We start from the raw sequence: 25,497 nt of genomic DNA, 5'->3' as shown, positions 1-25,497 counted from the left end.
AAAGAGGCTGGGTGCAAAAAGATATACTCAACAGGAAAAACGAACCACCCGCTCCGGCAACATATATATGAGTAAAAAAGTATTTTCAAGGAGTTACCGTATGGTGCCGGAGTTTAAATGTAAACATTTAATTTCGGAGTGATTTAACCCATTTGCGTCCCTGCCTCTATTGACGCCGTTTTAAATACTGATGTTGAGAATGGCGTATGTGTACCTAAACATCCCTATTTTATAAAATCCCCGTAATAAAAATCACTGCTATTACTACCGGAATAATAAAAGTGAGAATTGGTTTCACGGTATAAGGAATTTTAACATTTTTTGTTCCGACATTAATATCATCAATAAAGTTTTCCGGCTTCCACTTGAATACAACATATAAGGAAAGCAGCAGTGAGCCTATGACGAGCATGATATTACCGGAAAAGTAATCAATGAATGTAAATATATCCATACCAAAGATTTGAATATTGGACCATGGGCCCTGAGATAAAATGGACGGGATTGACAACAGGAAACTAACTCCTGTTACGAGCAAAACACTTTTCTTCCGATCCAACCGCAGCAATTCAGAAGTATTGGCAGTCAATGTTTCCACAAACCCTACCCCTGTGGTAAGTGCACCTATTATAATCAAAAGGAAAAATATAAATCCGAACACTGTACCGCCCGGCATCTGGTCAAAGATGGATGGCAAAGTCAGGAAAATTAAACCCGGGCCGGAATCCGGAGCCATCTGAAAGGCAAATATTGCCGGAAATATGACTAAACCGGAAATAAATGCAACAAGCGTATCAAGTGATATTACATACGTTCCGTCCACGACAAGATTGGATTGGGTTTTATTTAAATAACTTCCGTAAGTAAAGGCTGCAGCCATTCCTATACCAATAGAGAAAAATGCCTGCCCCAATGCCTGCAGTACAGTTCCGCCGGTTATCTGTGAGAAATCGGGTTGCAGATACCATACAACTCCTTCCCATGCTCCCGGGAGGGAAAGTGAAAATATAGATAAAGCAATTAACATGAGAATTAATAATGGCATCAGTAATCTTACAAACTTTTCAGTTCCGTCCTTCAATCCTTTTATTACTACAATGGCAAGGATGATCGTTGGAATAATGGTATAACCGGTTACAAGCCAGGGACTCGCGATAAATTCATCATAAATTCCAGCAGCCTGATCTATTGTAACCCCTTGGAAAGTTCCCAAACCAACTTTTACAAAATAAGCAAACAGCCATCCCATAATCATAAGGTAATATGAAAAAATAAGCAGGGTAGTCAGGACACCAAGCCAACCAATGGAAACCCAAGGACTTCCTTTCTTCGTTAGTTTTCGCATACCGCTAATGGCACCGGCTTGCGCTTTTCTACCCAATCCTGCTTCCACATAAAACAATGGAATACCGATAACGATGACCATGACAATATAAATGAGGAGAAAAGCCCCTCCACCGTTTTCTCCAACTAAATAAGGAAACCTCCAAATATTACCTAATCCGATGGCGAAACCTGCAGCCGCCAAAATAAAACCCATTCTTGTTCCCCAGTTTTCTCTTTTTTTCTTCAATATTGGATCACTCATGGAATCCACCTCTCTAAAAGTATTCTTGCCACACTAAACAATAGCCCCTTCAATCACCAGCTCTTTTTCAACAAACCTTTCAAAACGGAGCGGGCTTAAATCCAGCGTTTCGTAACGTCCTGTCCGGATTAATTCGGATAGACCTTTACCTACAGCAGGTGCCTGCTGCATGCCATGTCCACTAAACCCGACGGCCATATAATATCCATCCATTTTTGGGTGACCACCGATAATTGCATTTTGATCCTTTGTATTATGGCTGTACATCCCGGCCCATCCTCCGGTTATTTTTGCTCTTTCAAAATTTGTAACTCGCTGTGCCAGCACCGGCCATAGTTGCTCTTCAAAAAAAGAACGATGCCATCTGAAATCAATGCCTGGCTTCACTTTTTCTCCATAACCGGAAATAATGGATGTGCCTTCATGTCTGAAATATACGCCTGTGGGATCCACCGTAAGCGGCAGCTGTTTTTCCAAAGGCTCTTCAATATCAAACTGGATCACTTGCCTTTTAAGCGGAACAACCGGGATCGGCAAACCGGCCCGTTCACTTAACGCGGGTGCCCATGGCCCTGCACAATTAATTACAATAGGACTTTCATAAGTCTCCCCGTTCGTTAATTGTACACCGGTTACTTTTGTCCCCTCTGTCTTCATTGCCTCTACCTCTTCGTATACATAATCTGCTCCAAGTTCTTTTGCTTTTCGCGCGTATCCCTGCATGACAGAATACGGATCCAAATATCCATCTTCTCCACAGTAAAGGCCTCCCTGCAGATCTTTCGTATGCAATTCCGGAATAATGGACAGCAATTCCTCTTTAGAAAGCAGCTCGGAAGGAACCCCGTAGCTTTGCTGCAATTCCATTTGCTGCTTTAACTGATCCATGTTTTCATTTTTTGCAAGAAACAGATAGCCCGGCTGCTTAAAATCTATCTCCGCTTTTTCATTTCCTATTGCCATATCTTCTGCAAACGTCATATATTTCTTTAACCCATAGCGGCTGATCTGCACATTAATTCCTGTTGTAAATAACTGTCTGATTCCCCCTGCACTTCTTGGGGTCGAAGCATACTCATATACTTTATCCTTTTCAAAAACCGTAATTTTCCCTGTATATCCATCATTTAATAAATTGTAAGCAATACTTGAACCGATCACACCGCCGCCAACTATGATAATATCTGATTTGTTTGCCATAAAATCACCTCTCATAAATAAAATTAGATAATTCTTAATTGCAATTTCTTTTAGTTATATCTTATTCTATTTTTATAAGCTATAGGCAAACTAACCAAAAATAATGGTTGTTTAACATTTCAGAAAATCTTATATATGTGATAAAAATGCTATTATTTCAAGTGATCAACTGAATTTAGAAGCCTATAATAACCCTGTAAAGTTTATGCATCATGCACAAAAATCAATGAAAGCGATTCCATATATTTTGTGCTTTTGGGCATGTGCTGCATATATGTGTATTTGTCAATAAAAAGTCTGCCCCCAATACGTATCCTTGGGAGACAGACTGTAAAATTAACTTCCGTGAAATAAATATTTAGGAAACTTTTTTTCTCTTTTCCCCTATATCACCGTGATAACGATCCACCTGACGCTGTATTTCCTCCGATGGGGGTGGCGTCATCAAGCTGACAATAATGACTAATAATAAAGATACTGGTGCAGCGATGATAGGTTCTGATACCAGCGCAAACGGCTCGGTTATGACAAGAATGAGGAAAGTCAATCCTCCGCCAAGCATCCCGGCAAGAGCACCGGCTGTATTCGCCCGCTTCCACCAAATTCCGAGAACAAGTGGAAAGCCAAATGCAGAAAGCAATCCTCCGCCAACCCAGCCAACCATAATTGCTATCAGCTGAGGCGGCTCAATAGCGATTAAAATACCTATCATACTTGCCACTACCATAATAATAAACCCTAATCTTGTAACCTGTTTTTCCGTTGCATCCTTTTTAATATACTCCTTATAGATATCACGGGCCACGCCGGCAGAAATTGCAAGCAGCATGGCATCCGCGGAAGACATGATTGCTGCAAGCAGTCCGGCAAACATAATCCCTGCCAGTAATGGTGACATATAATTTTCTATTACCGAAATAAAGATCATATCCTGATTATCAAGTGTTTCTGCCACACCGAGTGCTGCTCCACCGGAAGCGATAATAAATCCAAAAATAAAGATAACCAAATAGAGCAAACATGCCCACATGGCGGAGCGGCGTGCTGTACGTGCATCACGGGAAGCAAAATTCCTCATAACTGCTGACGGAGAGACAATTCCAAACCACAGGAACGCTAAAAATAGACCAAAATAGGATAACCACGGTTGGGTAACGTCCCCGAATGTCGGTGTCATCGTCAGAGCGTCCTGAACGAGGGAAGCAAATCCATTATGCTGTGTTAATATAATGAGAGATAACACAAGCATACCGACCAAAATGACAGCCCCCTGGATCAGATCAGTGTAAGTTATTGCCCACATTCCTCCAAGTGCTGCATATAGTGTAAAGCCAATACCAAGCACAATGACTGCGGTGGTGTAATCAATACCCAATACATAGGATCCAATAAGGCCGGATGCTGTCAACTGGGGTACCATGTAAAATGTCATTCCGACAACAACGATGAATACAGCAACAATTTGTACGGAATTACCAAATCGCTGTTTAAAAAATTCGGGCAGTGTATTTACACCTGATCTCCTGATTTGCCCGGAAACAAGGAACATAGTAAAAGGTAGAATAGCTACGGCACCAAAACCATAAGCGAACAAAAACGGAATACCGAGTGACACCCCCGAACCAACTGCCCCCATTAAAGAACTCGAGCTTGCCAGTGCAGCAAATAAAGCAAACGCACCGACAAAAGTATTAATTTTCTTACCTGCTGTCCAATAATCACTTTCCGAGGAATGTGCTCTTTTCGTAAAATATATTCCCATAATCGTCATGCCAATAAGATATATCACCAATATAATAGTTTCCAATAATTGCATATACTTTTCCCTCCAATCTAGTTAGATTCCTTTTCACTTTCCTTTTTTTCGATCCATAATACATAGACCACAGCTAATGCAAACCAAATGGCATACGTGGAAAACATGAGCCATCCTGCCAGGGAAATGCCCATCAGATAAACATCCGTCGGCCACCAAATCAGTACAATCGCAGATACAATTATTAAAACCCCCAATAAAATGATGCCTGGGTCCTTCAGCTTTGGATTCATATCCTTCCCTCCTTCTATTTGTCTGTTTTCCGGTATTTTCCGATTTTTAACAGTAGCGACTGACCCTTTGTCAGCCACTGTTTATGGAAATTCAATCCAGTTTTATACCAACTCCTTTTTTTAATGCTTCCTGATAAACCAGGTTACCAACGACAACATCAAACAATGCCATTCCTGTCGACTTAAAGACAACACTCCTTCCTTTTTCTTTCCTGATTTTTTGTGAACCGGTTAAAAAGGCTGCCATATTTTCTACTTTATCCTTTGTTATCCAACCCTCTGCCAATGGCGTTGCAACATCCCCTGATTCTTCCATGGCATGGTCTGTATCAATATATATTTTATCTGTTAATTCATAAAGCGATTTTGGAAACTCTCTCATGGTTGGCTGGAATGAGCCGACACCAATTACCGTTTTATCTTTTAAGAGCTGTGGAGCATCCGGTAATACCGGTTCGTTTGAGGTGGTCGCAGTAATGACAACATCTGCATTTTGAATCGCTTCTTCTGCTGATTGAGAAGCATGCAGTTGGATGTCTGTGCCCAGCCAGCTTTTTAATTTCTGTTTAAAAGCAGGTATTTTTTCCGGACTGCGGTTATATAAATAAATGTCAGAAAATTCCCGTTCTGCACATGCGGCAATTGCCTGATACATCCCCTGTACACCGGTACCGATAATAGCAAGTCCGGAAACATCATCCTCCGTCAAATGCCTGACTGCTGAACCGCCAATAGCCCCCGTCCGAAAACCGGTCAAAAAAGAACCGTCCATCATCGCTTTGATCTGTCCCGTTTTACTGTCATTTAAAATAATGAGTCCATGCAATGTCGGATAATCCACATTGCCCGGGAATAAAGTAACAAGTTTTGTTCCTATGGCATCTTCAGTAATACAAGGCATGAGCAATAAAGTGTCATCGTCTTTTTTTACCTGCATTCTTTCCGGCATGTGAAACTCCTTTTTTGCGTACAGTTTATAGGATGCATCAATTGCATCAATCACACCCTTCATTGATACCGCTTCCCGAATAGCCTGTTCATTTAAATACAGCAAAAAATCAACCTCCTGCAACTGTTATATAATGTTAGATAATTCTAAATTAATATTATTTTAAGTTATACCTTATTACAGTCTCTAATGCTATGGCTAATTTGCCTAAAAAAGTTACCTGTTTATTTAAAAACTTTACTTAATTATCACAATTATGATAAGATATTAATAAAAGAAATGTGTAATTGGAAAGGATGTAGCAGGATGGATCTCTTAGTGCAGTTTGCACAAAAAGTAGTGAAAGCGGTTTCAAAAATATCCCCGTTTGCTATTAGTCTGAGCGATGAGAAAGGCTGCATTATAGGTGCAACAAATCCTGAACGGGTCGGTACATACCATATGCCCTCCAAAGAAGTAATTGAAAAAAATGATTTTGTTGTTTTTGACAAGATAAAGATTGAAAATATGGACAATGTTTTTGAAGGTATTGCTTTTCCGTTGCAGTTTGATTATAAAACAGTAGGTGTTTTAGGGATTATTGGGCCTCCTGCTCAAGTGGAACCATACGGATTATTGATTAAAAATTATGTAGAGATGATGTGGCAGGAAACCATTCATAGGCAAATAACCGATATGGAAACAAAAACAATGGAGACATTCGCCCAATATATTTTATTAAATGAAGAAGTACGGCATCAAAGAGTGGAACAATATTGTGATATGGTCGGTATTTCATATGGAAAAAAGAATTTTTGCATTGTCATTGATATTGGCAATTCCCTTCTTAACAGTGCAAAAAAACACATATCCGTCGACCAATTAAAAGAAAATCTCATCAGGTGTACCAAAGAAGCATATGGATGCTTTGATCATTCACTATGTACTTTCTTGAACACCGAAAAAATCGTCATAGTACGACAGGTGAATCATGTGGAAGAGTACAAAAAATTGTTGCAGCAATTTGATAAACAGAGCAGAACATTAATTAAACTACTTGATGTGTATGACATTAAAAACCCTTCCATTGCAGCAGGAAGCCTGTCCAATTCCATTGAAAATGTAAATGAGTCCTACCATGAAGCGGAAAACTTAATAAGGTTTGCCAAAGAAAAAATGATTGAACCAACAATACTGACGAATTACAATTGGGAAATTCTCTTGGAAAAACTTCCCATACAGATTTCCGAGGACTATTACCAGACCATTCTATTCCGGCTAAGTTCATTTATAGAACATGAACGTTTCACGGAAATGGCCGAACTGTTTATTACATATTGTGAAAACAACATGAATATCAGTCAAGCAGCAAAAGCATTGTATATCCACAGAAATACACTCATTTACAGACTTAAAAAAATAGAAGAATTAACCTCTCTCAATACCAGCAGTTTCCAAGACTGCACTTTACTTTACCTTGTTTTGAAGCATCATTAAAATACCATGACGGTTCCCTTGTTACAATTTACAAAAAAGAAAGGGAACCCTCTTTCCCTTCCTTCTTCTAAAATTCCAGCTGTTTTCAATCAAGTTTATATTACACAAAAAATACTTAGGATACTTTTACTTCTTCCCCGGGAATAATCCTCCTACATTGATATAAAATAACATAACAACAGATGGATAAGCAGGCGCGGCTATACTTAGTATTCAGGAAATAAATGAATCAGCTTGTTGAACAGGAGAACCGCCCCTGTATTTCAATATGACATATCTTGCTGGAGGGCTTTATGAAGAAGGTTTCGAGTGTGTTTTATATTACTGTTTCTTTGGTTGCTGTAGCAGTTATTTTAGGTGCAATCTTCCCTGAACAATTTGAACAAATAACATCACTTATGAATATATTTATCTCTACAAACTTTGGCTGGTATTATTTATGGCTGTTTTCAGTAATGATTGTATTTTCTCTGATCGCAGCATTTAGTCCCTACGGTAAAATTAAGCTCGGCAAGAAGGATGAGAAGCCGGAATTTTCCATTACTTCTTGGATTGCCATGCTGTTTTCAGCCGGGCTTGGCATTGGTCTGGTTTTTTACGGTGCTGCTGAACCGCTGTATCATTTTGTTACGGACGCTCCTTTATCTGAACCGGGTTCAGATGAAGCATTTAAAGAAAGTTTGTCCTTTACCTTTTTTCATTGGGGAATACACGGCTGGTCCATGTATGGATTTATCGCATTGGCACTTGCTTATTCCCAGTTTCGAATGGGAGAACGGGGATTAATATCCGCCACCTTAAAACCACTCTTTGGAAATAAAATGAATGGCCCATTCGGGGTTGCCATCGATGTTCTGGCAACTTTTGCCACTGTATTTGGTGTTGCTACATCACTTGGGTTCGGGGCTTCACAAATAAATGGCGGGCTGGATCATTTATTTGGTCTTGAAGTTGGTTTTATGTCACAATTCTTCATTATTCTCATTGTTACCGTATTATTTCTGTTCTCTGCATGGACAGGACTCAGCAAAGGAATTAAGTATTTATCCAATTTGAATCTGATTTTAGCGCTACTTTTACTGATTACTATCATCATAATGGGACCTACTCTGCTCATTTTTAACATGTTTACCGAATCCTTTGGGGTATATCTGCAAAATATTGTTCAGTTGAGTTTTCGAACATCCCCATTAGAGTCCGATAATAGAGGCTGGCTTGATGCATGGACAATATTTTATTGGGCTTGGTGGATTTCCTGGGGGCCTTTTGTAGGAATGTTTATTGCCAGGGTGTCGCGCGGCCGTACGATTCGTCAATTCGTCCTTGGCGTCATTCTTGCTCCAACTTTGCTTGTTTGTATTTGGTTTGCTGCTTTCGGTACGACAGCCGGCAATATTGAGAAACTAGGGGTTGATTTATCTCAACATGTAACAGAGCTTGTATTATTTAACATGTTTGATCAACTTCCAATGTCGTTTTTACTATCCATAATTGCTATCCTGCTGATTATATCTTACTTTATCACTTCAGCAGATTCAGCTACATTTGTACTCGGTATGCAAGCAACGAGGGGATCCCTTTCACCACCTAACAGCGTAAAAACAATATGGGGGCTTGCTCAATCATCCATCGCGCTGATTTTACTGTATGTAGGTGGGCTGACAGCACTGCAAAATACTATTATTGCAGTCGCCCTGCCCTTTTCCTTAATACTCATTTTGATGCTGATTTCCCTGAGCCGGGCTTTAAGCAAAGAAAATATTTAATGGTTGTTGCTGAAGTTTGAGTTCTGTTATCCGCTTAGAAAACAATCCTTTTCAAAACTGAGAGAGTCCACATCCTCTCCTGCCATATTCTTTTCTTGAAAAAAGCAAGGCATAAAAGTACACTTGTTAGGTACAATAAACAGCTGGAAAGTAGTGTGAGAGATGCCAAACCGTACCAGAGCTGCCATTCAATTTAATGAAGTAAATTATTATGCCGATGGGGCCCATATTATAAAAAGTATAAACGGCTCTTTCGTAAAAGGTAAAATTACGACGTTAGTAGGTCCTTCAGGAGCAGGGAAGTCCACGCTATTCCGCTTATGCAACGGACTTATTTCCCCTTCCTCGGGAGATATCCATATAAATGGTGACCATATCAGTTCCTTTGATCCGGTGGATTTACGGAGAAACGTGGGCTACGCGCTGCAGGATGCAACAATGATAGCGGGAACGGTGAGGGAAAACCTCTCCCTCCCCTTTACCCTGAGCGGTAAATCTTTGCCTGATGAGGAAGCGACGGAGCTGATGAAGCTTGTAGGTTTGGATGCTGATTTTTTAAATAAAAATGCAAAAGATTTATCAGGGGGGCAAAGACAAAAATTATCTATTGCCCGTACATTGGTAAACCGTCCGGATATATTGCTGATGGATGAAATTACTTCTTCCCTTGACCGGGTTTCCAAACAGGATATAGAGGAACTGATTCAAAAAATCAATGCTCAATATAAAGCTACCATCATTTGGATAACCCATAACCTGGAACAGGCGATGACAATAGGGGATTATTCCTGGGTATTGATGAACGGTGAGTTGAAGGAAAGTGGGAAAAGCGAGTTCCTGAGAAACCCCTCCAATGAAGATGTGAAAAGATTTATCAGGGGGGAATTCGAATGAGTTTTGTTACATTGGGAATCTCACTCATTTTTGTCCTTATCCCGCTCTTATTATCAAGATTCTTAAAACTGGGCTTGGAAAAAGATACATTAGTTGCAACCGTTCGTTCCATTATTCAATTAATTGCCGTCGGCTATTTACTCCAATTCGTATTCGACGCCGAACATATGATTTATATTGTTTTAATGGTAATTTTAATGATAGGTGCAGCCACACATAACGCACAAAAGAAGGGCGCTTCTATAAAAGGTATTATTTGGAAACTGGTACTCACATTTTCCTTTATTCAAATTTTGACACAAGGCATTTTAATCGGCTTTCAAATTACACCACCGACTGCACAATATATCATCCCCATCAGCGGAATGGTTATTGGCAACTCTATGGTGCTCAGCATCCTGTTTTTAAACCGGTTCACTTCGGAAATGGAAGATAAGGATAAGCAAACGGAATTAATACTATCCTTGGGAGGCACACCGAAACAGGCAGTACACAAGCCATTAATCTCCTCTATACAGGCCAGTACGATTCCGACCATTGAAAGTCAAAAAACAATTGGACTTGTTCAGCTTCCAGGGATGATGAGCGGACAGATTATCGCCGGGGCGGATCCTGTACAAGCAGTAATGTTCCAATTGCTAATCCTGTTTCTGCTATTAACAACTGCAGTGATCACAAGTATTATGATCGGGTACTTATCCTATCCGACTTTATTTAATGAACGAATGCAATTTTTGAAAGAGCGACTGGCTGATAAAGATTAATCAACGTAAAAAGCGATTTTCACTGGGGGACGAGTTCATGAATGAATTGGTGTTTGAAAAAGCATGGGATAAGACAATTTCCGAGACCGACCGGATGGTAATTAAGAAGGCTTTCCAGGAAGCTGACTTGGCAGATACCCCGTCCATTCAGTTCAGTCCGCTATGGCAGAAAACAAATTATAAAGGAGAACTGTTAATCACGGTCATCATTCACAATATAAGCCAGATTGCCTTCTCTTTTGCAAGTCAAACCTTGTACTACAAAACCGGTGAGAAAATTGCTGCTGAACATACTTTTCACTTACCCTTTTCTGTAAAAGCAAAAACTAGTATGCCTTGGACATTTATTTTTCCGGAAGAAACAGTAAGGACCAGTCACCATTTGGAAAACGGAAAACTACGATTAACAAAAAGCTATGCCCCTCATTAGGTTCATAGCTTTTTAACTCTATTTTTTTATAAACATTTGTGTCCAGTAATTCCCTGATTCCACATAACCCACACCAATATGCGTAAAGCTGCTGCTCATTATATTTGCTCTGTGTCCGGAGCTGTTCATCCATGCATTAACCACTTGTTCCGCTGATCTTTGCCCTCTTGCGATATTTTCGCCTGCAGAAGTATAGTTAATTCCAAAATTCTGCATCATTGTGAATGGAGATCCGTACACAGGACTGTTATGACTAAAATAGTTTTGATCTTTCATATCCTGTGACTTATATTTTGCCACTCTGGCCAGTTCCCAATCATATTTCAAAGCCGGTAGGCCTTCTTTCGCCCGCTCCTGATTTATCAGGTTGATTACTTCCTGTTCCTGGGAGAATTCGGCATTGACTGCTATATTTAATTGCTGACCAGGATAAATTTGATTTGGATTTGCAATCTGAGGGTTTGCATCAATCAGTTCACTGACCCCTGTTTCTGTTTTTACTGCAATTTTCCACAGTGCATCTCCTGGTACTACTGTATACGTACTTGCTGCCATTGAGCTTGCAGGTAAGAAAAAAGCTATGGTTAATATGGACACAATGGTGAGCTTGCTGACTTTCTTAAGCATTCTCAACTTCCTTTCATTCTGTTATGTCCATAGAATAAATAGTTTTGGAGATAAAGTCATTATTAAATTATTGGTAAGATTATTACTGAAGCGTTACAAATTGGGAAATAGCAGCTGAATAGATTGATAATATGCTATTTTAAATAGAAATAGCGTAATAAAGATGTAATATTTGAAGGTGTATTTCTTAAGAAAAAGATTGGAGCAGCAAAGTAAAATAAACACAGACAAGATTAGAATACCAGGTTTTGAGCAAGCTTTTTGTAACAAGCTTAGTTTGTACTGTTGCAATTATAAAGATATTTTCTTTTTAAAACTTTAAAAAAATACAGCATGACGGCTAATCCGCATGCTGTATGAAATATGATCATTTATTAATATCCATACGGACCATAGCCAAAACCTGGTCCATAAGGAGTACCGGGACCCGGCCCATATTGCCCCGGCGCAAATCCACCATAACCGGGACCATATACTCCTGGACCTACTCCAAAACCAGGGCCTCCGCCCGGAGCATAACCACCACCAGGGCCAAATCCAAAACCTGGTCCCCCTGCCAGCAAACCACCACCTAAAAACCCAAGTCCGGCACCTAATAATCCGGATGTCAACGGATCAATTCCCGCGCCCACTGGTGCTCCTGGCGCCCCGAACCTGTATGGGGCTTCCATCGGAGGCATTGGTGGATGATTTTCATAACTATACATATTCATTCCCCTTTTCAAAAAAAATTACGAATCACTTTCCATCTTCCCTATAGCCTATGTATTTTTTGGGGAAATGAACTGGGCAAGTGTTCATACTCAAGGAAAAAACTCAGCTGATGCCTCATTTTTTCAACTGTAAAAGGTAATAGATAAATCATTAAGAACAAAGGGTTTTCAACTGCTGGCTGCTACATCAGTGTCAACAAATGATGGAAAAAACTCCCATTTAATTTTGACCATAATAAGACAGTCATTTACGTATTCATAGTAAATGACTGTCTTTTCAATGAAAGTTAAGGAGTTCCTAATCCCATCTGACCGGAATCATCTTTACGCTGTTTTTGGATAAACCATACCCCTACAATAAGCAGCAGTCCAATAAGACTGACCATGATATCCGGGATGATCAGCATAATCCCTGCCGGAAACAGAACCATCCGTTCCCAGGCATAAGAATTTCTTATAAAGTAACCAACAGTGGAACTGCTTACAGCAGACATTCCTATTAATGCTGTAATAATTGCCAATGCGAGACTGGCTGCAGTCACGTCCACCATGACCAGAATCGGGTTATAAACAACTATATACGGAACGATAAAAGCGGCAATGGCCAGTTTCAGTGCGTTAACACCCGATTTAAACGGATTCCCCCTTGCTATACCCGCGCCGGCATATGCTGCCAAACAGACTGGCGGGGTGATATCCGCCACAATACCAAAGTAAAAAACAAACATATGCGCGGCTATTGGAGCAACGCCAAACTCATTGATTAAAATTGGGGCAGCAATAGTGGCTGTTACTACGTAATTTGCCGTTGTTGGAAGCCCCATTCCAAGTATAATACAAGCCAGCATTGTAAAAAACAGAGCAAATATCAGGATACCTCCAGATAAAGCAATGACACCTGCAGCAAATTTGGAGCCAAGACCGGTAATGCTTACGACACCGGCAATGATCCCGGCCGTACCAACCGCCGCAATAACCGGTAGTGCAACACGTGCCCCTTGTTCCAGTACATAAATTATTTTCCTGAAACCCATTCGTGTATCTTTCCGGAACAAACTGATAATGAAAGCTGTTACGATCCCCATTAATGCTGCACGCTGAGGTGTAAAGCCAACCATGATCGTCCCGATAATAACGAATATAGGCAAAATCATATATCCATCTTTAAAGATTAACCTTTTAAAATTAGGTAGATCAGCCTTTGGCAGGCCAACGATACCCATCTTTTTAGCCTCAAAGTGAGTTCCAATAAATATACCGCTGAAATATAACATGGCCGGAATTAAAGCTGCCAGCATGATGGTGCCATAGGAAACACCAATATACTCCATCATAATAAACGCAGCAGCCCCCATGATCGGTGGCATGATTTGTCCACCTGTCGAAGCGGATGCTTCTGTTGCAGCTGCAAATTCCGGCTTGAAACCGGAACGTTTCATCATAGGAATAGTAAAAGAGCCGGAAGCAACCGTATTACCAACGGAACTGCCTGAAACCATCCCTTGCAAAGAGCTGGCAACAACAGCCGTTTTTGCTGTACCTCCTGTATATTTTCCGGTTAACGCCAAAGCCAGGTCATTGAAAAAACGGCCTATTTTGGTATGGACGAGAATGACACCGAAAAATAAAAACAGGAAAATAAATCTGGCGGATATTTGAACCGGTGTTCCAAACACACCACTTTCCTGATACCAAAGATTCGTTGCAATACGATCCACAGAAAAACCCGGATGGGATAAGATTTGTCCTGGAATAAAATTACCGAAAATAGTATATAGAATTGCCACAGTTGCCACAATAACGATAGGCAGTCCTACCGTTCTTCTCGTTGCTTCCAGGAGCAATAAAACACCCAAAATCGAGATGATGATATCAATAGTGGAGTATCCGCTGATTCTGCTTTGCAGAATCGAATCAAAAAATATAATCTTATGATAGGTAACATACATACCGGTAAATGCAAGGATGACATCATACCATGGTACAGTAGCCTGTTTCTTTGCCATTCCTTTTTTTGCAGGAAAAAGTAAAAATATTAGTCCAAGTGCAGTCCCTACATGGACCGCGCCCTGCTGTTGGGAAGGCAATGTCCCGAAATAGGCGGTATATAAGTGAAAAACCGTCAATGCTACACCAAGAAATGTAACAACCCAAGCCCATTTTCCAATTTTCTTTCTGTAGGTGCTTTCTCTGTCATATTTTTCAAGGACTTGTTCGGAGGATACTTTATCATTATCTTTATTTGTCATCTATTCACATCCTTTCCTTTCAACCGGATGTCGTAAAGCATGATTGGTTGTCACACTGGATTCTGCACTTCTGTCTATCAAATTTTATTCAGGGAGGAATAGGTTTCCTCCCTGAAAATTATCCCAGCTGGAATTATGCATACATACGATGATTATTCTCTTTTTTCATAGGCGGTCCAAATGATGGAATAAACCTGTTTGCAAAAGGAGAATCATCCCCTTATTTTATTAATCAGCCAGGTCTTCCAAGCCTTCAATGCCGGTGTTTTCCCGGGTAACGATTTGAACAACTTCCGGGTAGATATGGCCGATAAAGGCGGCGTTTGTTACTTCATTGTCTTCAAAGTCACCTTCTCCGTTCATTGCATCAAGTGCAGGAACATGTACACTCATACCAAGATCCATATTGCCGTCACGGATGCTGGCAAGGTTTTCAATCGAAGCACCTGTTTCAGTATTCGTTACGCTTAAACCGTCGATATTGTTATTCCATACAGTGGCCATTTCACCGCCAAGCGGGTAATAGGTTCCACCTTGACTGCCCGTTCCCAAAATATATTCAGTCTTCTCTTCGCTGACATTTAATTCAGCAACCGGATTGTCCACTGTTAAGCCTTGTTCTTCATAATAGCGTTTGGCTCCGGGGTGAATCGGGAGACCCTCTGACCCTTCAAGGGCATTTTCCAGTGTCATATGGTCCGATTGGGCGTGGGTATTTTCCTCAGCATTTTCCACCATTATTCTTGCCAGTTCATAGCCTGTTTCTTCGTCAATGGTCTCCGTATTTCCCATTAATATAGCATAGGCTGTTACTGTTTCCACATCTTCTTCCAGAAAATCATATGCATCTGCTTGAATCGTATACCTTAAATATCCACTGTTTTCTTCCATGTATTCAATTGCGTCATCCGTCAGGTTAATCATTTTTACATCTCCGGCAGAAGCCTGCAGACTTTCAATACTCCCGGCAGGAACACCAAGAATACCGACTGATATGTCAATGTTTCCGTCCTGCACACCGTCTGCAGCATCTCCAAAGCCTTCCTGATATTCAGTGTAGTCGCCTTCTTCTATACCGTAAGCTTCAAATAATAACTGGGAAACGGAATTCGTCTCACTTGCCGGCGGTCCGATTGCAATACTTGCTCCCCCGCCTCCGCATGCTGCAAGGAACAATATAAACCCCATCAGCGAAAATAAGATACTCTTTTTCATTTCTCTCTCCCCTTTTACTTTTATTTATCGCTTCTTTTTGTATACGCTGTCAAGAATGTATGGATATTAACATGCGCATACAGCAGGTTCAAGCAAATTAAAAAGCAAAAGCTTATTTCATTTGAAAAAACCTGAAAAGAAGCCTAGTTTAATTATACTTATTTTCTGAATAATATCAACAGATAATACGATAAAATAGAATTTTCTTTCCGTTAATTGTATAAAGTACCAACCGGCGCATTAATCGAAAAATAATACATTAATCCAAATTGTAAAACAAAAACCGTATGAAATCAAAAGTTTTTAATTTCATACGGTTCATTTATTATCTTTCAGCTATCCATTATCTCAAATCTATTCTCTTCCAATTTTCGTTTTTACAATGGCAATCATTGGCTCTTCACTGCGAACAGTACCCGTTTCGGCCACAGCATCTGCATGTAATTCATACGTGCCTTCATCCAGTTCCAAATGGGCATTGAAAATACCACCGGGATTTGTCCGTACTTCTTTAATAACTTCATCGTCCGTTACAATCTGTATGACTGTGTTTGGATCTGCCCTGCCTCCAACAACAATCCTTCCATTTCCGCGAAATTCATCTTCTGATTTTTTCCATACCGGGGGAGAAGGCAATTCCACATCCTCCTGCTCAGCATCTCTTGCCCATTCAATCGCCTGAACAAACAGCTGTCTTCCATTCTCAGTCCATCCTCGGTCAGGCCCTGTCATATTGTTTGTTTCAAATACCGACAGTAAGAGATGCAAATGGGAATCGCTTTTGAATTCATAGCCAATAGCAGTTCCCTTATCTTCCTCATCCAATTCAATATTTGCCAGCAATTCTCCTTCATAACTCTTAAAAGTGGCATATGGACTGCTTTCTGTGAGAATGGAGATACCTTCATCCATGCCTGCAAATATTGGATGATCCAAGTCGTCCGCATGCAGGATTATTTCTCCCTCATTATATCCCTGGCTGTCAAGCTCAGGACTTCCTTCCACTTCGCCAAGTGTCCGTATGGCACCATCTGACCCCCACGTATCAAGAAAGACCAGGCTTGTATTTTCGGCATCACTGGCATCAATTAATGTTTCCATTTCTTCTTCTGTTCCAGCACTATTGACGATGACAAGGTCATACAATCCGATATGATTGGAGATGTTCCAATCTGCCGGTTCTGCTGCAAGTTCATTTTCCTGGAGCAGGGCACTGATTTCTCCCCTGAAATCCCCGATTACCGCGATATTGTAAGAACTGATGGTCACATTTAACTCCACATTCTCTCCTGATTCAATGGCAACTCCTTCGGTCACAGGATGGTAGCCATCCTTATCGAAGGTTGCTTCATAATCACTTTCCAGTAAACCTCCTATTTGGTAGTTGCCATCTTCATCGGTGACTGTTTCATATTCCAGTTCATTATTCAAATCCGAAACGGTTACCTGTACATTCTCCAACCCTTCACCTGATCCGGCTTCAGTTACGGTACCATATAAAGTCATTTGCTCGGATGCTTCCAATGTGAAATCCTGTTCGACTGCGTCTCCAACATTTTCGATCACGACTGTCGTTTCTTCCGGTTCGTAGCCAATTGCGGAGACGGTTACTGTATGCTCACCAGTCCCAACACCGATCGTATACCTGCCCTGATCATTTGTTTGAACAGAAATATTCTCTTCCTCAATAGTTACGCTGGCATTTTCAATTGGTTCTCCATCTGAATTCTTTACTACTCCATTGATCTCCCCCAAAGAAGTATTAAGAGCCCAATCAATCGCATTTATATAAATGGTTTTTGCTTCCTCTGTCCATCTGTCATCCGGATTACCATATCCACTGGATGCCAGGCTTCCAAGCAAAATATGCGCATGGCTGCTCGATCTGTAATCATAAGCCAGCCCTGATCCAAGCCTTCCTTCCTCAGGGTGCGTGATATCCGCCACCATCGTTCCACTGTATCCCTCAAACACCGAATATTGCTGATTCGACTGGGGATTTTCCAAAATGGAAATGGTCTCCCCTGTTTCAAAACCTCTGAAAATAGGATGCTCTTCCAGCACCTCATATTCAATCACATCAGCCTCAAAGCTATGTGAAATGGATTCAGGGTTATTATAATAATCGCGCAGTTGATGAATTGGCGTTGTACCAAACTGACTGGCAAATATCATGCTAACCTGCAGTTCGTCTCCAGTATCAATCAGTTCAGTAAATGCTTCCTCACTTATACTTGCCAAAGAATCGTTAAAAATTACCAGGGCATACTCACCCATGTTTTCTTTCAATTCTTCGTGGTCACTCACAGTGAAACCTGTCACTTCATAACCATGATCCTCCAGAAAAGGAATAACTCTATTCTGATTTACCGCGCTGCCTACAAAGGCTATCATCTCCGAATCAGCCAAAGTAACTTCAAGTGTTTCCGTTTCCCCGGAAATGATGGATATTTGCATTGTTTGCGGCTGATACCCATCAGCTGTAACCCGGACATCATACTCTCCTTCCGGAATTCCCAGTGCAAATGTTCCGTCTTCATCTGTTTGCCCCTCCAGCGGAGTGCCTATAACATCAATTACTGCTCCTTCAATCAGATCACCTGTGGACCCGCCACGCACTTCACCGGTCAGCTCTCCGATATTTTCCGACTCAAGCAGAAAGGTTTCTTCCAATATTTCACCGTTAACTACACTCACTTCATAGTTGCCTGTCACATGGCCAAAAGCCTCCACTATTAGTGTGTAACTTCCTTCAGGGAGACCGAGGAAAAAGTTTCCGTCCTGATCACTCTTTACACGTTGTCCTGTTTCTTCAACTGTAACATCAGCCTGCACAGGATGCCCCAGATCATTTTCAATCTGTCCTCTGATTTCTCCCGAGAAGCTTTCTTCGTTATCGATCGCCCACATGATGGCGTTATTTATTATTCTTTCTCTGTTTTCATCAAAATGTTCTATGCCGGGGTGGAAACCATGGCTGAAGGTCATTCCGCCGAGTAAAATTTCCACACTGTTAACGGTCCGCCCGTTAAAACCGATCAAATACCCTTCTTCCTCAGCTCCGTCATTTTCATAATCAGCCAAAACAGACCCGGAATAATCATCAAATCCATAATAATAACCGGAATTTGTAGTAAATTCAAACGATTCCTCCACACCGTCAAAAATAGGATGATCCTCCAATATATAAGCGGTTGAAGTATCCGCTCCACTGCCGCGATACTCCACTCCTGGATCTCCGAAATAATCAATCAGATATCGGATGCTCCCCCTGCCTCCGTGATCACCTGCCCAGATAACCGGGGTTTCCGTTTCATCCAATTTTTCAGTAAATCGTATAAATGTGTCTTCTTCCGGTATGAGACTGTTATTATAATCGGAATTGGCATAGACCAGGTCCACATCCTCCAACATCTCCAGATCATCATAAAACATGGAAGTCGTATGAAAACCTTTGTTTTCCAGATATTCAGCCAGTGATACAGCTGACGATGAGGTTGCATCCACAATAATGCCAATGGTAGGTGATGATCTCAAATCAATATCCCGTGACTTCGTTTCGCCTTCTGATATTTCCACAGTGATCCGTTCCTGTAAAAAATCTTCCTTCGTAATGATTACTTCATAGCTTCCCGGTTCCAGATTTCCAATATGATAATAACCCTGGGAGTCAGTATATGCTTCCCTGGGATAACCGGCAATGTCGATATGCACATCTTTCAGACTATCCATCAGAGATTGATGGGATACATATCCTTCCAATGCACCAACTTCTTCTTTTGGCTTCATTTCCACTTGCAGAGGCTCCAGGTTTTCATTGATTTCCACAGGAATCGTCTTTGTCTCATAACCAAAGGATGTGAACGTAACGACAGCTTCTCCATCGATGGAAGCTATACTGAAGTTTTCATCATCATAAGTTGTAGCGTCGTTTAATACATTTCCGTTAATTTCCAGTTTTATCTCCGTCTTAAGCGGATCACCATTCTCATCTGTTACCGAACCGCTTATAACGTTAAAATCCTCATATGCGGCCCAAATTACCGCATTCGCAAACATTTGAATGCCTTCTTCTGTATAATCCTCTCCTGTGTGTGCAATTCCCATGCTGTGTCCACTCATAAGGAGCTCCAGATTATTGGCGCTTCTTGGTTTATACGCTACACCAAGCCCATGTTCCTCTTCCATTTCCTCATGGGTGATGCCGGCAAGGGCAAAGCCGGAATAATCATCGAATGTGCCAACACGGCTTCCATCCGGCTGCAGTATATTTATTGGTTCCCCTTCCTCATAATCTGAAAAGATGGGATGACTTTCATATGGAATGTACTGAGCCGGGCTCGACCGGATATTAATGGTTTCCCTCTGAGCCGGATCATCCCTTAAATCATGTAAATTCCTGATTCCACCACTTCCAAAATACGTGTCTCCATAAATAATGCTTACACCCAGCTCATCAGCCGCTTCTTCAAATCTGTCAAGGTCATTCTCATTTACACCAGTCGCACTGTTAAAGTAAATAACATCATAGTTTTCCATTTCTTCTGTGATGTTTTCAATAGTAGAATGATTTTCCGACGAGATATTTACGTCTTCCAGGATCGAAGCTAAATTATCATCACCTGATCGATCACCGATAATACCGACATACGGTGATGGTGTCATATTCTGATTTACTTCCAATGGACTGCCCGTAACTTCTATTTCCTGTCCGGCAGTGACATAATTTTCATGCTGAAATTCCATGTAATACGTATCCGCATCCAAATCCGTAAATTCATAATAGCCGTTGTCTGAAGTAACTGTTTCTGTTACTATATCTCCATCCGTACTGGATAATATAACCGTAGCTTCCCCGAGAGGATTTGCTGTATGTGCATCCGTAACTGAACCTGTTAATTGCCCTTCATTCGCTGAAACGAGTTCAATGGTTTCAGTTTTTACTTCCCCATTCACAAAATCAACTTCCACCACGGCCCGTTCGTAACCGGTAGCACGAACTTCGATTTCATACGTTCCTTCATCATGAAAGAGACTGAATTCTCCGTTTTCATCGGTAGATTCATATACACCGGTTTCCGTAATCTCTACCTTCACTTCCAGTGGCTCTCCCTGCTGGTTCACGACATTCCCGTCCACCTGACCATAGGACGTATCATCAAGTAAATAGGAAACCCCGTTCGTCAAAATATCATGCTGTACAGGCAGCCAGTTTTGAACAGGAGAGTTCCACGATGCAGCTGCATGTGTGGATAAGAGCAGATGGGCACTATCCTGTGTTACCGGTTTATACGCGACACCTGTTCCGACATCGCCAATCTGCCGGCTGCCCAATGTCGCCAGATTACGGCCGGAGTAACCGTTAAACCAGGATGCCATCCCGCTGTTCATTACCGTAATTCTGTCACCAGCTGCAGTGTCTCCCAAAATCGGATGCTCCTGCTCGATGACAAGTGAAATACCTGTTCTTCCATAATCATGCTGTACTGTTTCCGGGTCATGATAAAATTCCGATAAATGTGGTATCGAACCATAGTTTAGCCCCCATGTATTGGCAAAAACAATACTTACTCCTTGATCACTTGCTTCAGCCAACAGTTCATCCATCAGTTCTTTTTCCGGAGACCAGCCGCCTGATTCATATGCTCCATTTAAATAGACAACCTGATAGTTCGCAAGTTCCTCTATAATCGTATCCCATTCCACCTTTTCTGCAGGAATCTCCTGTTGGTTTAACAGATTGCTTATGGAACTTTCATAGTCATTAAGTACAGCCACATCAATCGGGTCCATGTTTAAGGTTACTGTTGTTGTCTCACCGGCATTAACCTCTACACCAGCTTGTTTATGGAGAAATCCGCTCGCTTCCAACTCAAGCTGATAGGAACCTTCATAAATAGAATCGAATGAAAAATTGCCGTTTTCATCTGTCCTTGTTTCCAGTTCAGTGTCCTGTACTGTTATAGCAGCATCCGTTATCGGTTCCTCTGAACGGCTGTCAAGGATTTGACCGCTTAGTTCTCCCTCCGCAACAGCATCCAGCATATATGTTTTTTCAATCATGGTGCCTGAATGGAAGCTGATATTTTCATGGACTTGTTCCATCCCATAATGACCGACAATAACATCAAACTCTCCCGGCAGAACCGTTAGTTCAAACTTGCCATCTGTATCAGCTTCCGCCTTTTTGTCCGTCCCAATCACTCTGGCAAACCCTGAAACAGGGTTTCCATCCGTGTCCTGAATTACTCCCGACAAAACACCCGGAGAGGAAAATACTTGAATTCCCGTTTGCGTAGTGATAACTACACGACCGGAAATGATCGCAGGTGTGGATGAACTGGATGCCTCCAGTGACCTTTGCTCCAGGATTCGACCGCTGAACACATCGACAGCCTTTAAAGCACCGGTGTTATCGACGAGAAAGAATAATCCATTACCGGCAGCGGAACCATTATTTACAGCGGTGGAGACATTTTCATTTTCCCAAATTAATTCCCCGGTATGACGGTCAAACCCTTTTGAAGAGGCATTGCTGGCGGAACTGGCCACAATGATATCCTCATAGACTACGGGTGATGCAGCTTGCGTATCCCCCATATGTCCATAATTCCAGATCTCTTCCCCACTTTCTGCATTAATTGCCCATAATGTTCCATTACTTGAAAAGTCCGTACTAAAAGCATAAATGATGCCATCAATAACGACCGGCTGGGAAGCAAAACCTTCCCCGCTGATGTCAAATGTCCAAACTTCACTGCCATCTTCTTTGGATAATGCGTATAGCGAACCGGCTGACATACTGCCAATAATTAAATATTCATCCGTTGCAGCCGCGCCAAAATAGGTGTCACTTTCAATTACGGTATCCCATAATCTTTCTCCATCATCCGCATGTAGAGCTGTCACCACGGTTTCATTACTTGTACTGGAAGTTAAATATAAAACTCCGTCATCATACATCGGCGTTTCGTAAATGGCCTCATTCCCGGGCGCTGCTTCCCATTTTACAACCCCTGAATTAATATTAAGCGCGTAGATTTTATTATCCTGGCCTCCGGCAACGTATACCGTATCCTCATGGATTGTTGGAGTTCCACGATTTGCCATACCGGTTCGGAAAGTCCATTTCTCCTCCCCATTCTCCAGATCAAACGCTTGTATGCTTCCAGAATCAGTAGCTGTTACAATCGTATCTTCATTCACTGCCGGTGAAGAAAAAATAATATTGCCACTGACGCCGGTGCTCCAGTCTTCCTCCATCAGATGTAATGAAATATCCTCTTCAGATACTGCATTCCTTGCATTATTGTTATTGTTTGTCAGCCAATGTTCTCCTGAATGCAATTGACCTGCTTCCACCTGAAAGTCAATAATTTTATCCTCGCTTACCTGAACAAAGTTGCCGGAACTGCTAATCCCTTTTCCAGATACGACTATATGGTATTCCCCTTCAGGGACAGCAGAAAAAACAAATTGACCATTTTCATCAGTCCGGACGGTATCCAGTGGTGTGTCCAGCACTTGAACGTATGCGTGGGCCACCGGGGATTGATCTGCGTCAGTAACTGTTCCGGTAATATTATATTGGTCAGCTGCCTCCAGTTCCCAGGTAACTTCTGCAACTTCATCCTTCACTATTGTAATCGCTTGCTTCTCTGTAATATAACCGAAAGCCTCTACGGCCACCTCATGGGTTCCTTCACGCAGCTTCAATTCAAAAGTGCCATCTTCACCTGTCTGCTGATAAATATTTTCCTCTTCTATGATGATTTGTGCAGAAATGGCTTTCCCCTCATCATCAGTTACAATTCCACGGAATTCTCCGGCAAACGCGGCTTCCGTTACAGCCTGATAAGCATTTATGATCCCGTAGCCGTAAAGATCATTCGGCACTTCTCCCATATGCATCTCCGTACGAGCTGTTTCCGTAAGCAACGTTTCCATTTCTTCCATATCAGCATCCGGATTCGCCTGTAAAATCAGTGCGATTACTCCAGCCGCATGCGGAGCAGCCATAGAAGTGCCGCTAATTGTGTTATATCCATTACCGGGCCAGGCAGAATAAATTTCATGTCCAGGTGCACTTATTTCCGGCTTTAAATAGCGCTCACCTTCCCAATATACAGGCCCCCGACTGGAAAAAGACGCTATGTGATCATTTACATCCGTGGCACCTACTGCAATGGACTCCGGAAAACTTGCAGGTGAACCGATACTTTCAGAACCCGGCCCATCATTTCCGGCAGCAAACAATGGAATTATGCCTGCAGCTCTCCATGCGAGTACAGCTTCATGGAATGATGTATTGTACGTATTAGAATTCCCCCATGAATTATTTACGACATGCGGGGCATTTTCCGGGTCCCCACCCGGTGCCATAAACCATTCAAATGCCTGAAGTATGCCCGACTCTGTAGCTGCACCGCCATCATTAAATATCTTGGCTGCAATCCATTCAGCACCAGGGGCAACACCAATTGGCTCTCCTTCTCCTCCGCCAACAGCGGTTCCCGCAACGTGTGTCCCGTGTCCATTTCCATCCTGTGGTGTTTCATAGTCATGTCCGGAAAAGTCGGCCCATGCGATGTCATGATCTCCATCTCTTCCCAGATAGTTATGCTTTAACGCTTCGTGGGTTTCTTCCACACCCGTATCCATAATCCCTACAATAATTCCTTCCCCGTCCAGGCCATACTGCCCCCATACATCCGGTGCATGCACTTTTTCAAGTCCCCATTCCGGTAAGCGGGGTTCCGATTGCCCGGTCACTTCAGGTATCTCGATTATTTCTTCTTTTAATACTTTCTCAATATCATTCCGCTCCGCTAATGCTTTCAGGGCATCTTCGGTGACACTGGCGGCAATACCATTAATGATCCATAACGGCTCAATGTTGGAAACCTGTTGTTTTTGTTCCATATCTTCCAAGTCAACAAGAAGTTTTTCCTGTGTTTTTGCAGCCACCTCCTGCAAGTGCCCTTGTACATTGGCAATACGTTCACTGCGTTCAGCAGATTCATCCGTAAATTCCAATAAGCTGACATGGTCAGTATCATCTTTCAAATAAATGATGACATCTACTTCTTTTTCCTCGGCAAATGCGTCAAATAGCCCTTGTTCTATGTTGCCATCCATCTGATCCTGTTGCATATGTGTTTCTTCAGCAGCTTCATTAAATATATTTATTTCCTTATCCAGTCCATCGGTTAATCTGGGCAGCCCACCTTCTGCTGAAAAAGTGATGTCGTTTTCTTCATCACCTGCCTTTAATGCTTCCGCTTGTTCCTCCAGTTCTTTCTCCAGTTTAAGATCTTCTTCCACTGTGTTTAAATCCAAATCTGTGCCCGCTTCTGCTCCGGTTACAGTTGGTGTAAATGTGGATGAAAGCAGTAAAAGAACCATTATAATGGAGAGAATTTTTTGATTACTTTGTATAAAATTACTCACAATTAATAGGCACCCTTTCCCTGATATTAGAATTTTAATAATTTACATAATGTTAGCATGCAAGTAAACAGGCATACAATACAATAGATCAAAAATGGGCTATGAAACTAGTAAAATAAGTACAAAG

The 25,497-nt window shown here is 41.6% G+C and carries 15 protein-coding genes; 5 read left to right on the top strand and 10 right to left on the bottom strand.

The window, feature by feature from the left end; genetic code table 11:
- Positions 1–229 precede the first annotated feature (229 nt).
- The 5 genes from ACZ42C_RS01995 to ACZ42C_RS01975 form a co-directional block, all read right to left on the bottom strand.
- On the bottom strand, positions 230–1,588 hold the full coding sequence (locus ACZ42C_RS01995; RefSeq protein ID WP_461180955.1) for a sodium-dependent transporter: 1,359 nt from the start codon (positions 1,586–1,588) through the stop codon (positions 230–232).
- Positions 1,589–1,621: 33 nt separating this feature from the next.
- A complete protein-coding gene (locus ACZ42C_RS01990; protein ID WP_461180956.1) occupies positions 1,622–2,788 on the bottom strand; it encodes an NAD(P)/FAD-dependent oxidoreductase in 1,167 nt (388 codons plus the stop codon).
- A 358-nt stretch (positions 2,789–3,146) separates the two neighbouring features.
- Positions 3,147–4,604, bottom strand: coding sequence for a sodium:solute symporter family protein (locus ACZ42C_RS01985; RefSeq protein WP_461180957.1), 1,458 nt, complete (start codon positions 4,602–4,604; stop codon positions 3,147–3,149).
- Positions 4,605–4,621: 17 nt separating this feature from the next.
- Positions 4,622–4,837: a hypothetical protein gene (locus tag ACZ42C_RS01980; protein ID WP_461180958.1), complete on the bottom strand. Its 216-nt coding sequence runs from the start codon at positions 4,835–4,837 to the stop codon at positions 4,622–4,624.
- Between the two features lie 91 nt (positions 4,838–4,928).
- The gene (locus ACZ42C_RS01975; RefSeq protein WP_461180959.1) at positions 4,929–5,891 is read right to left on the bottom strand and encodes an ornithine cyclodeaminase family protein; all 963 of its coding nucleotides are present in this window, start codon (positions 5,889–5,891) and stop codon (positions 4,929–4,931) included.
- Between the two features lie 201 nt (positions 5,892–6,092).
- On the opposite strand from ACZ42C_RS01975, the gene ACZ42C_RS01970 reads away from it, so the two are divergent.
- The 5 genes from ACZ42C_RS01970 to ACZ42C_RS01950 all read left to right on the top strand — a co-directional run bounded on the left by ACZ42C_RS01970 (position 6,093) and on the right by ACZ42C_RS01950 (position 11,116).
- A complete protein-coding gene (locus ACZ42C_RS01970) occupies positions 6,093–7,262 on the top strand; it encodes a sugar diacid recognition domain-containing protein (RefSeq protein ID WP_461180960.1) in 1,170 nt (389 codons plus the stop codon).
- Positions 7,263–7,555: 293 nt separating this feature from the next.
- Positions 7,556–9,028 (top strand): BCCT family transporter, encoded by a 1,473-nt coding sequence (locus tag ACZ42C_RS01965; RefSeq protein WP_461180961.1) that lies wholly within the window; start codon positions 7,556–7,558, stop codon positions 9,026–9,028.
- A gap of 162 nt (positions 9,029–9,190) precedes the next feature.
- Positions 9,191–9,922: an ABC transporter ATP-binding protein gene (locus ACZ42C_RS01960; RefSeq protein WP_461180962.1), complete on the top strand. Its 732-nt coding sequence runs from the start codon at positions 9,191–9,193 to the stop codon at positions 9,920–9,922.
- On the top strand, positions 9,919–10,686 hold the full coding sequence (locus ACZ42C_RS01955) for an ABC transporter permease (RefSeq protein ID WP_461180963.1): 768 nt from the start codon (positions 9,919–9,921) through the stop codon (positions 10,684–10,686). Before ACZ42C_RS01960 ends, ACZ42C_RS01955 begins: the two co-directional genes overlap by 4 nt.
- Positions 10,687–10,723: 37 nt before the next feature.
- Positions 10,724–11,116 carry an SLAP domain-containing protein gene (locus ACZ42C_RS01950; protein ID WP_461180964.1) on the top strand — a complete coding sequence of 131 codons (393 nt, stop codon included), beginning with the start codon at positions 10,724–10,726 and terminating at the stop codon, positions 11,114–11,116.
- An 18-nt stretch (positions 11,117–11,134) separates the two neighbouring features.
- Here the strand turns inward: ACZ42C_RS01950 and ACZ42C_RS01945 are convergent, their stop codons facing one another.
- The 5 genes from ACZ42C_RS01945 to ACZ42C_RS01925 all read right to left on the bottom strand — a co-directional run bounded on the left by ACZ42C_RS01945 (position 11,135) and on the right by ACZ42C_RS01925 (position 25,370).
- Positions 11,135–11,743 (bottom strand): CAP domain-containing protein, encoded by a 609-nt coding sequence (locus ACZ42C_RS01945; protein ID WP_461180965.1) that lies wholly within the window; start codon positions 11,741–11,743, stop codon positions 11,135–11,137.
- A 374-nt stretch (positions 11,744–12,117) separates the two neighbouring features.
- Positions 12,118–12,450, bottom strand: a complete 333-nt coding sequence (locus ACZ42C_RS01940) for a hypothetical protein (protein WP_461180966.1) — start codon at positions 12,448–12,450, stop codon at positions 12,118–12,120.
- Between the two features lie 293 nt (positions 12,451–12,743).
- Positions 12,744–14,705: a TRAP transporter permease gene (locus ACZ42C_RS01935; RefSeq protein WP_461180967.1), complete on the bottom strand. Its 1,962-nt coding sequence runs from the start codon at positions 14,703–14,705 to the stop codon at positions 12,744–12,746.
- A 228-nt stretch (positions 14,706–14,933) separates the two neighbouring features.
- Positions 14,934–15,920 carry a TAXI family TRAP transporter solute-binding subunit gene (locus ACZ42C_RS01930; RefSeq protein WP_461180968.1) on the bottom strand — a complete coding sequence of 329 codons (987 nt, stop codon included), beginning with the start codon at positions 15,918–15,920 and terminating at the stop codon, positions 14,934–14,936.
- A 354-nt stretch (positions 15,921–16,274) separates the two neighbouring features.
- Positions 16,275–25,370, bottom strand: coding sequence for a carboxypeptidase regulatory-like domain-containing protein (locus tag ACZ42C_RS01925; protein WP_461180969.1), 9,096 nt, complete (start codon positions 25,368–25,370; stop codon positions 16,275–16,277).
- Positions 25,371–25,497 lie beyond the last annotated feature (127 nt).

It is taken from the genome of Virgibacillus kimchii (genome assembly GCF_055379185.1).
The sequence above is the reverse complement of the archived record's forward strand: the minus strand, read 5'-3'. Positions and strand labels throughout refer to the sequence as shown.

Bases quoted from the DNA above. Each gene is read 5' to 3' on its own strand.
- ACZ42C_RS01990 (WP_461180956.1), bottom strand. From the start codon at position 2,788: ATGGCAAACAAATCAGATATTATCATAGTTGGCGGCGGTGTGATCGGT.
- ACZ42C_RS01955 (WP_461180963.1), top strand. From the start codon at position 9,919: ATGAGTTTTGTTACATTGGGAATCTCACTCATTTTTGTCCTTATCCCG.
- ACZ42C_RS01935 (WP_461180967.1), bottom strand. From the start codon at position 14,705: ATGACAAATAAAGATAATGATAAAGTATCCTCCGAACAAGTCCTTGAA.
- ACZ42C_RS01960 (WP_461180962.1), top strand. From the start codon at position 9,191: ATGCCAAACCGTACCAGAGCTGCCATTCAATTTAATGAAGTAAATTAT.
- ACZ42C_RS01930 (WP_461180968.1), bottom strand. From the start codon at position 15,920: ATGAAAAAGAGTATCTTATTTTCGCTGATGGGGTTTATATTGTTCCTT.
- ACZ42C_RS01970 (WP_461180960.1), top strand. From the start codon at position 6,093: ATGGATCTCTTAGTGCAGTTTGCACAAAAAGTAGTGAAAGCGGTTTCA.
- ACZ42C_RS01985 (WP_461180957.1), bottom strand. From the start codon at position 4,604: ATGCAATTATTGGAAACTATTATATTGGTGATATATCTTATTGGCATG.
- ACZ42C_RS01940 (WP_461180966.1), bottom strand. From the start codon at position 12,450: ATGTATAGTTATGAAAATCATCCACCAATGCCTCCGATGGAAGCCCCA.
- ACZ42C_RS01965 (WP_461180961.1), top strand. From the start codon at position 7,556: ATGAAGAAGGTTTCGAGTGTGTTTTATATTACTGTTTCTTTGGTTGCT.
- ACZ42C_RS01950 (WP_461180964.1), top strand. From the start codon at position 10,724: ATGAATGAATTGGTGTTTGAAAAAGCATGGGATAAGACAATTTCCGAG.
- ACZ42C_RS01980 (WP_461180958.1), bottom strand. From the start codon at position 4,837: ATGAATCCAAAGCTGAAGGACCCAGGCATCATTTTATTGGGGGTTTTA.
- ACZ42C_RS01995 (WP_461180955.1), bottom strand. From the start codon at position 1,588: ATGAGTGATCCAATATTGAAGAAAAAAAGAGAAAACTGGGGAACAAGA.
- ACZ42C_RS01945 (WP_461180965.1), bottom strand. From the start codon at position 11,743: ATGCTTAAGAAAGTCAGCAAGCTCACCATTGTGTCCATATTAACCATA.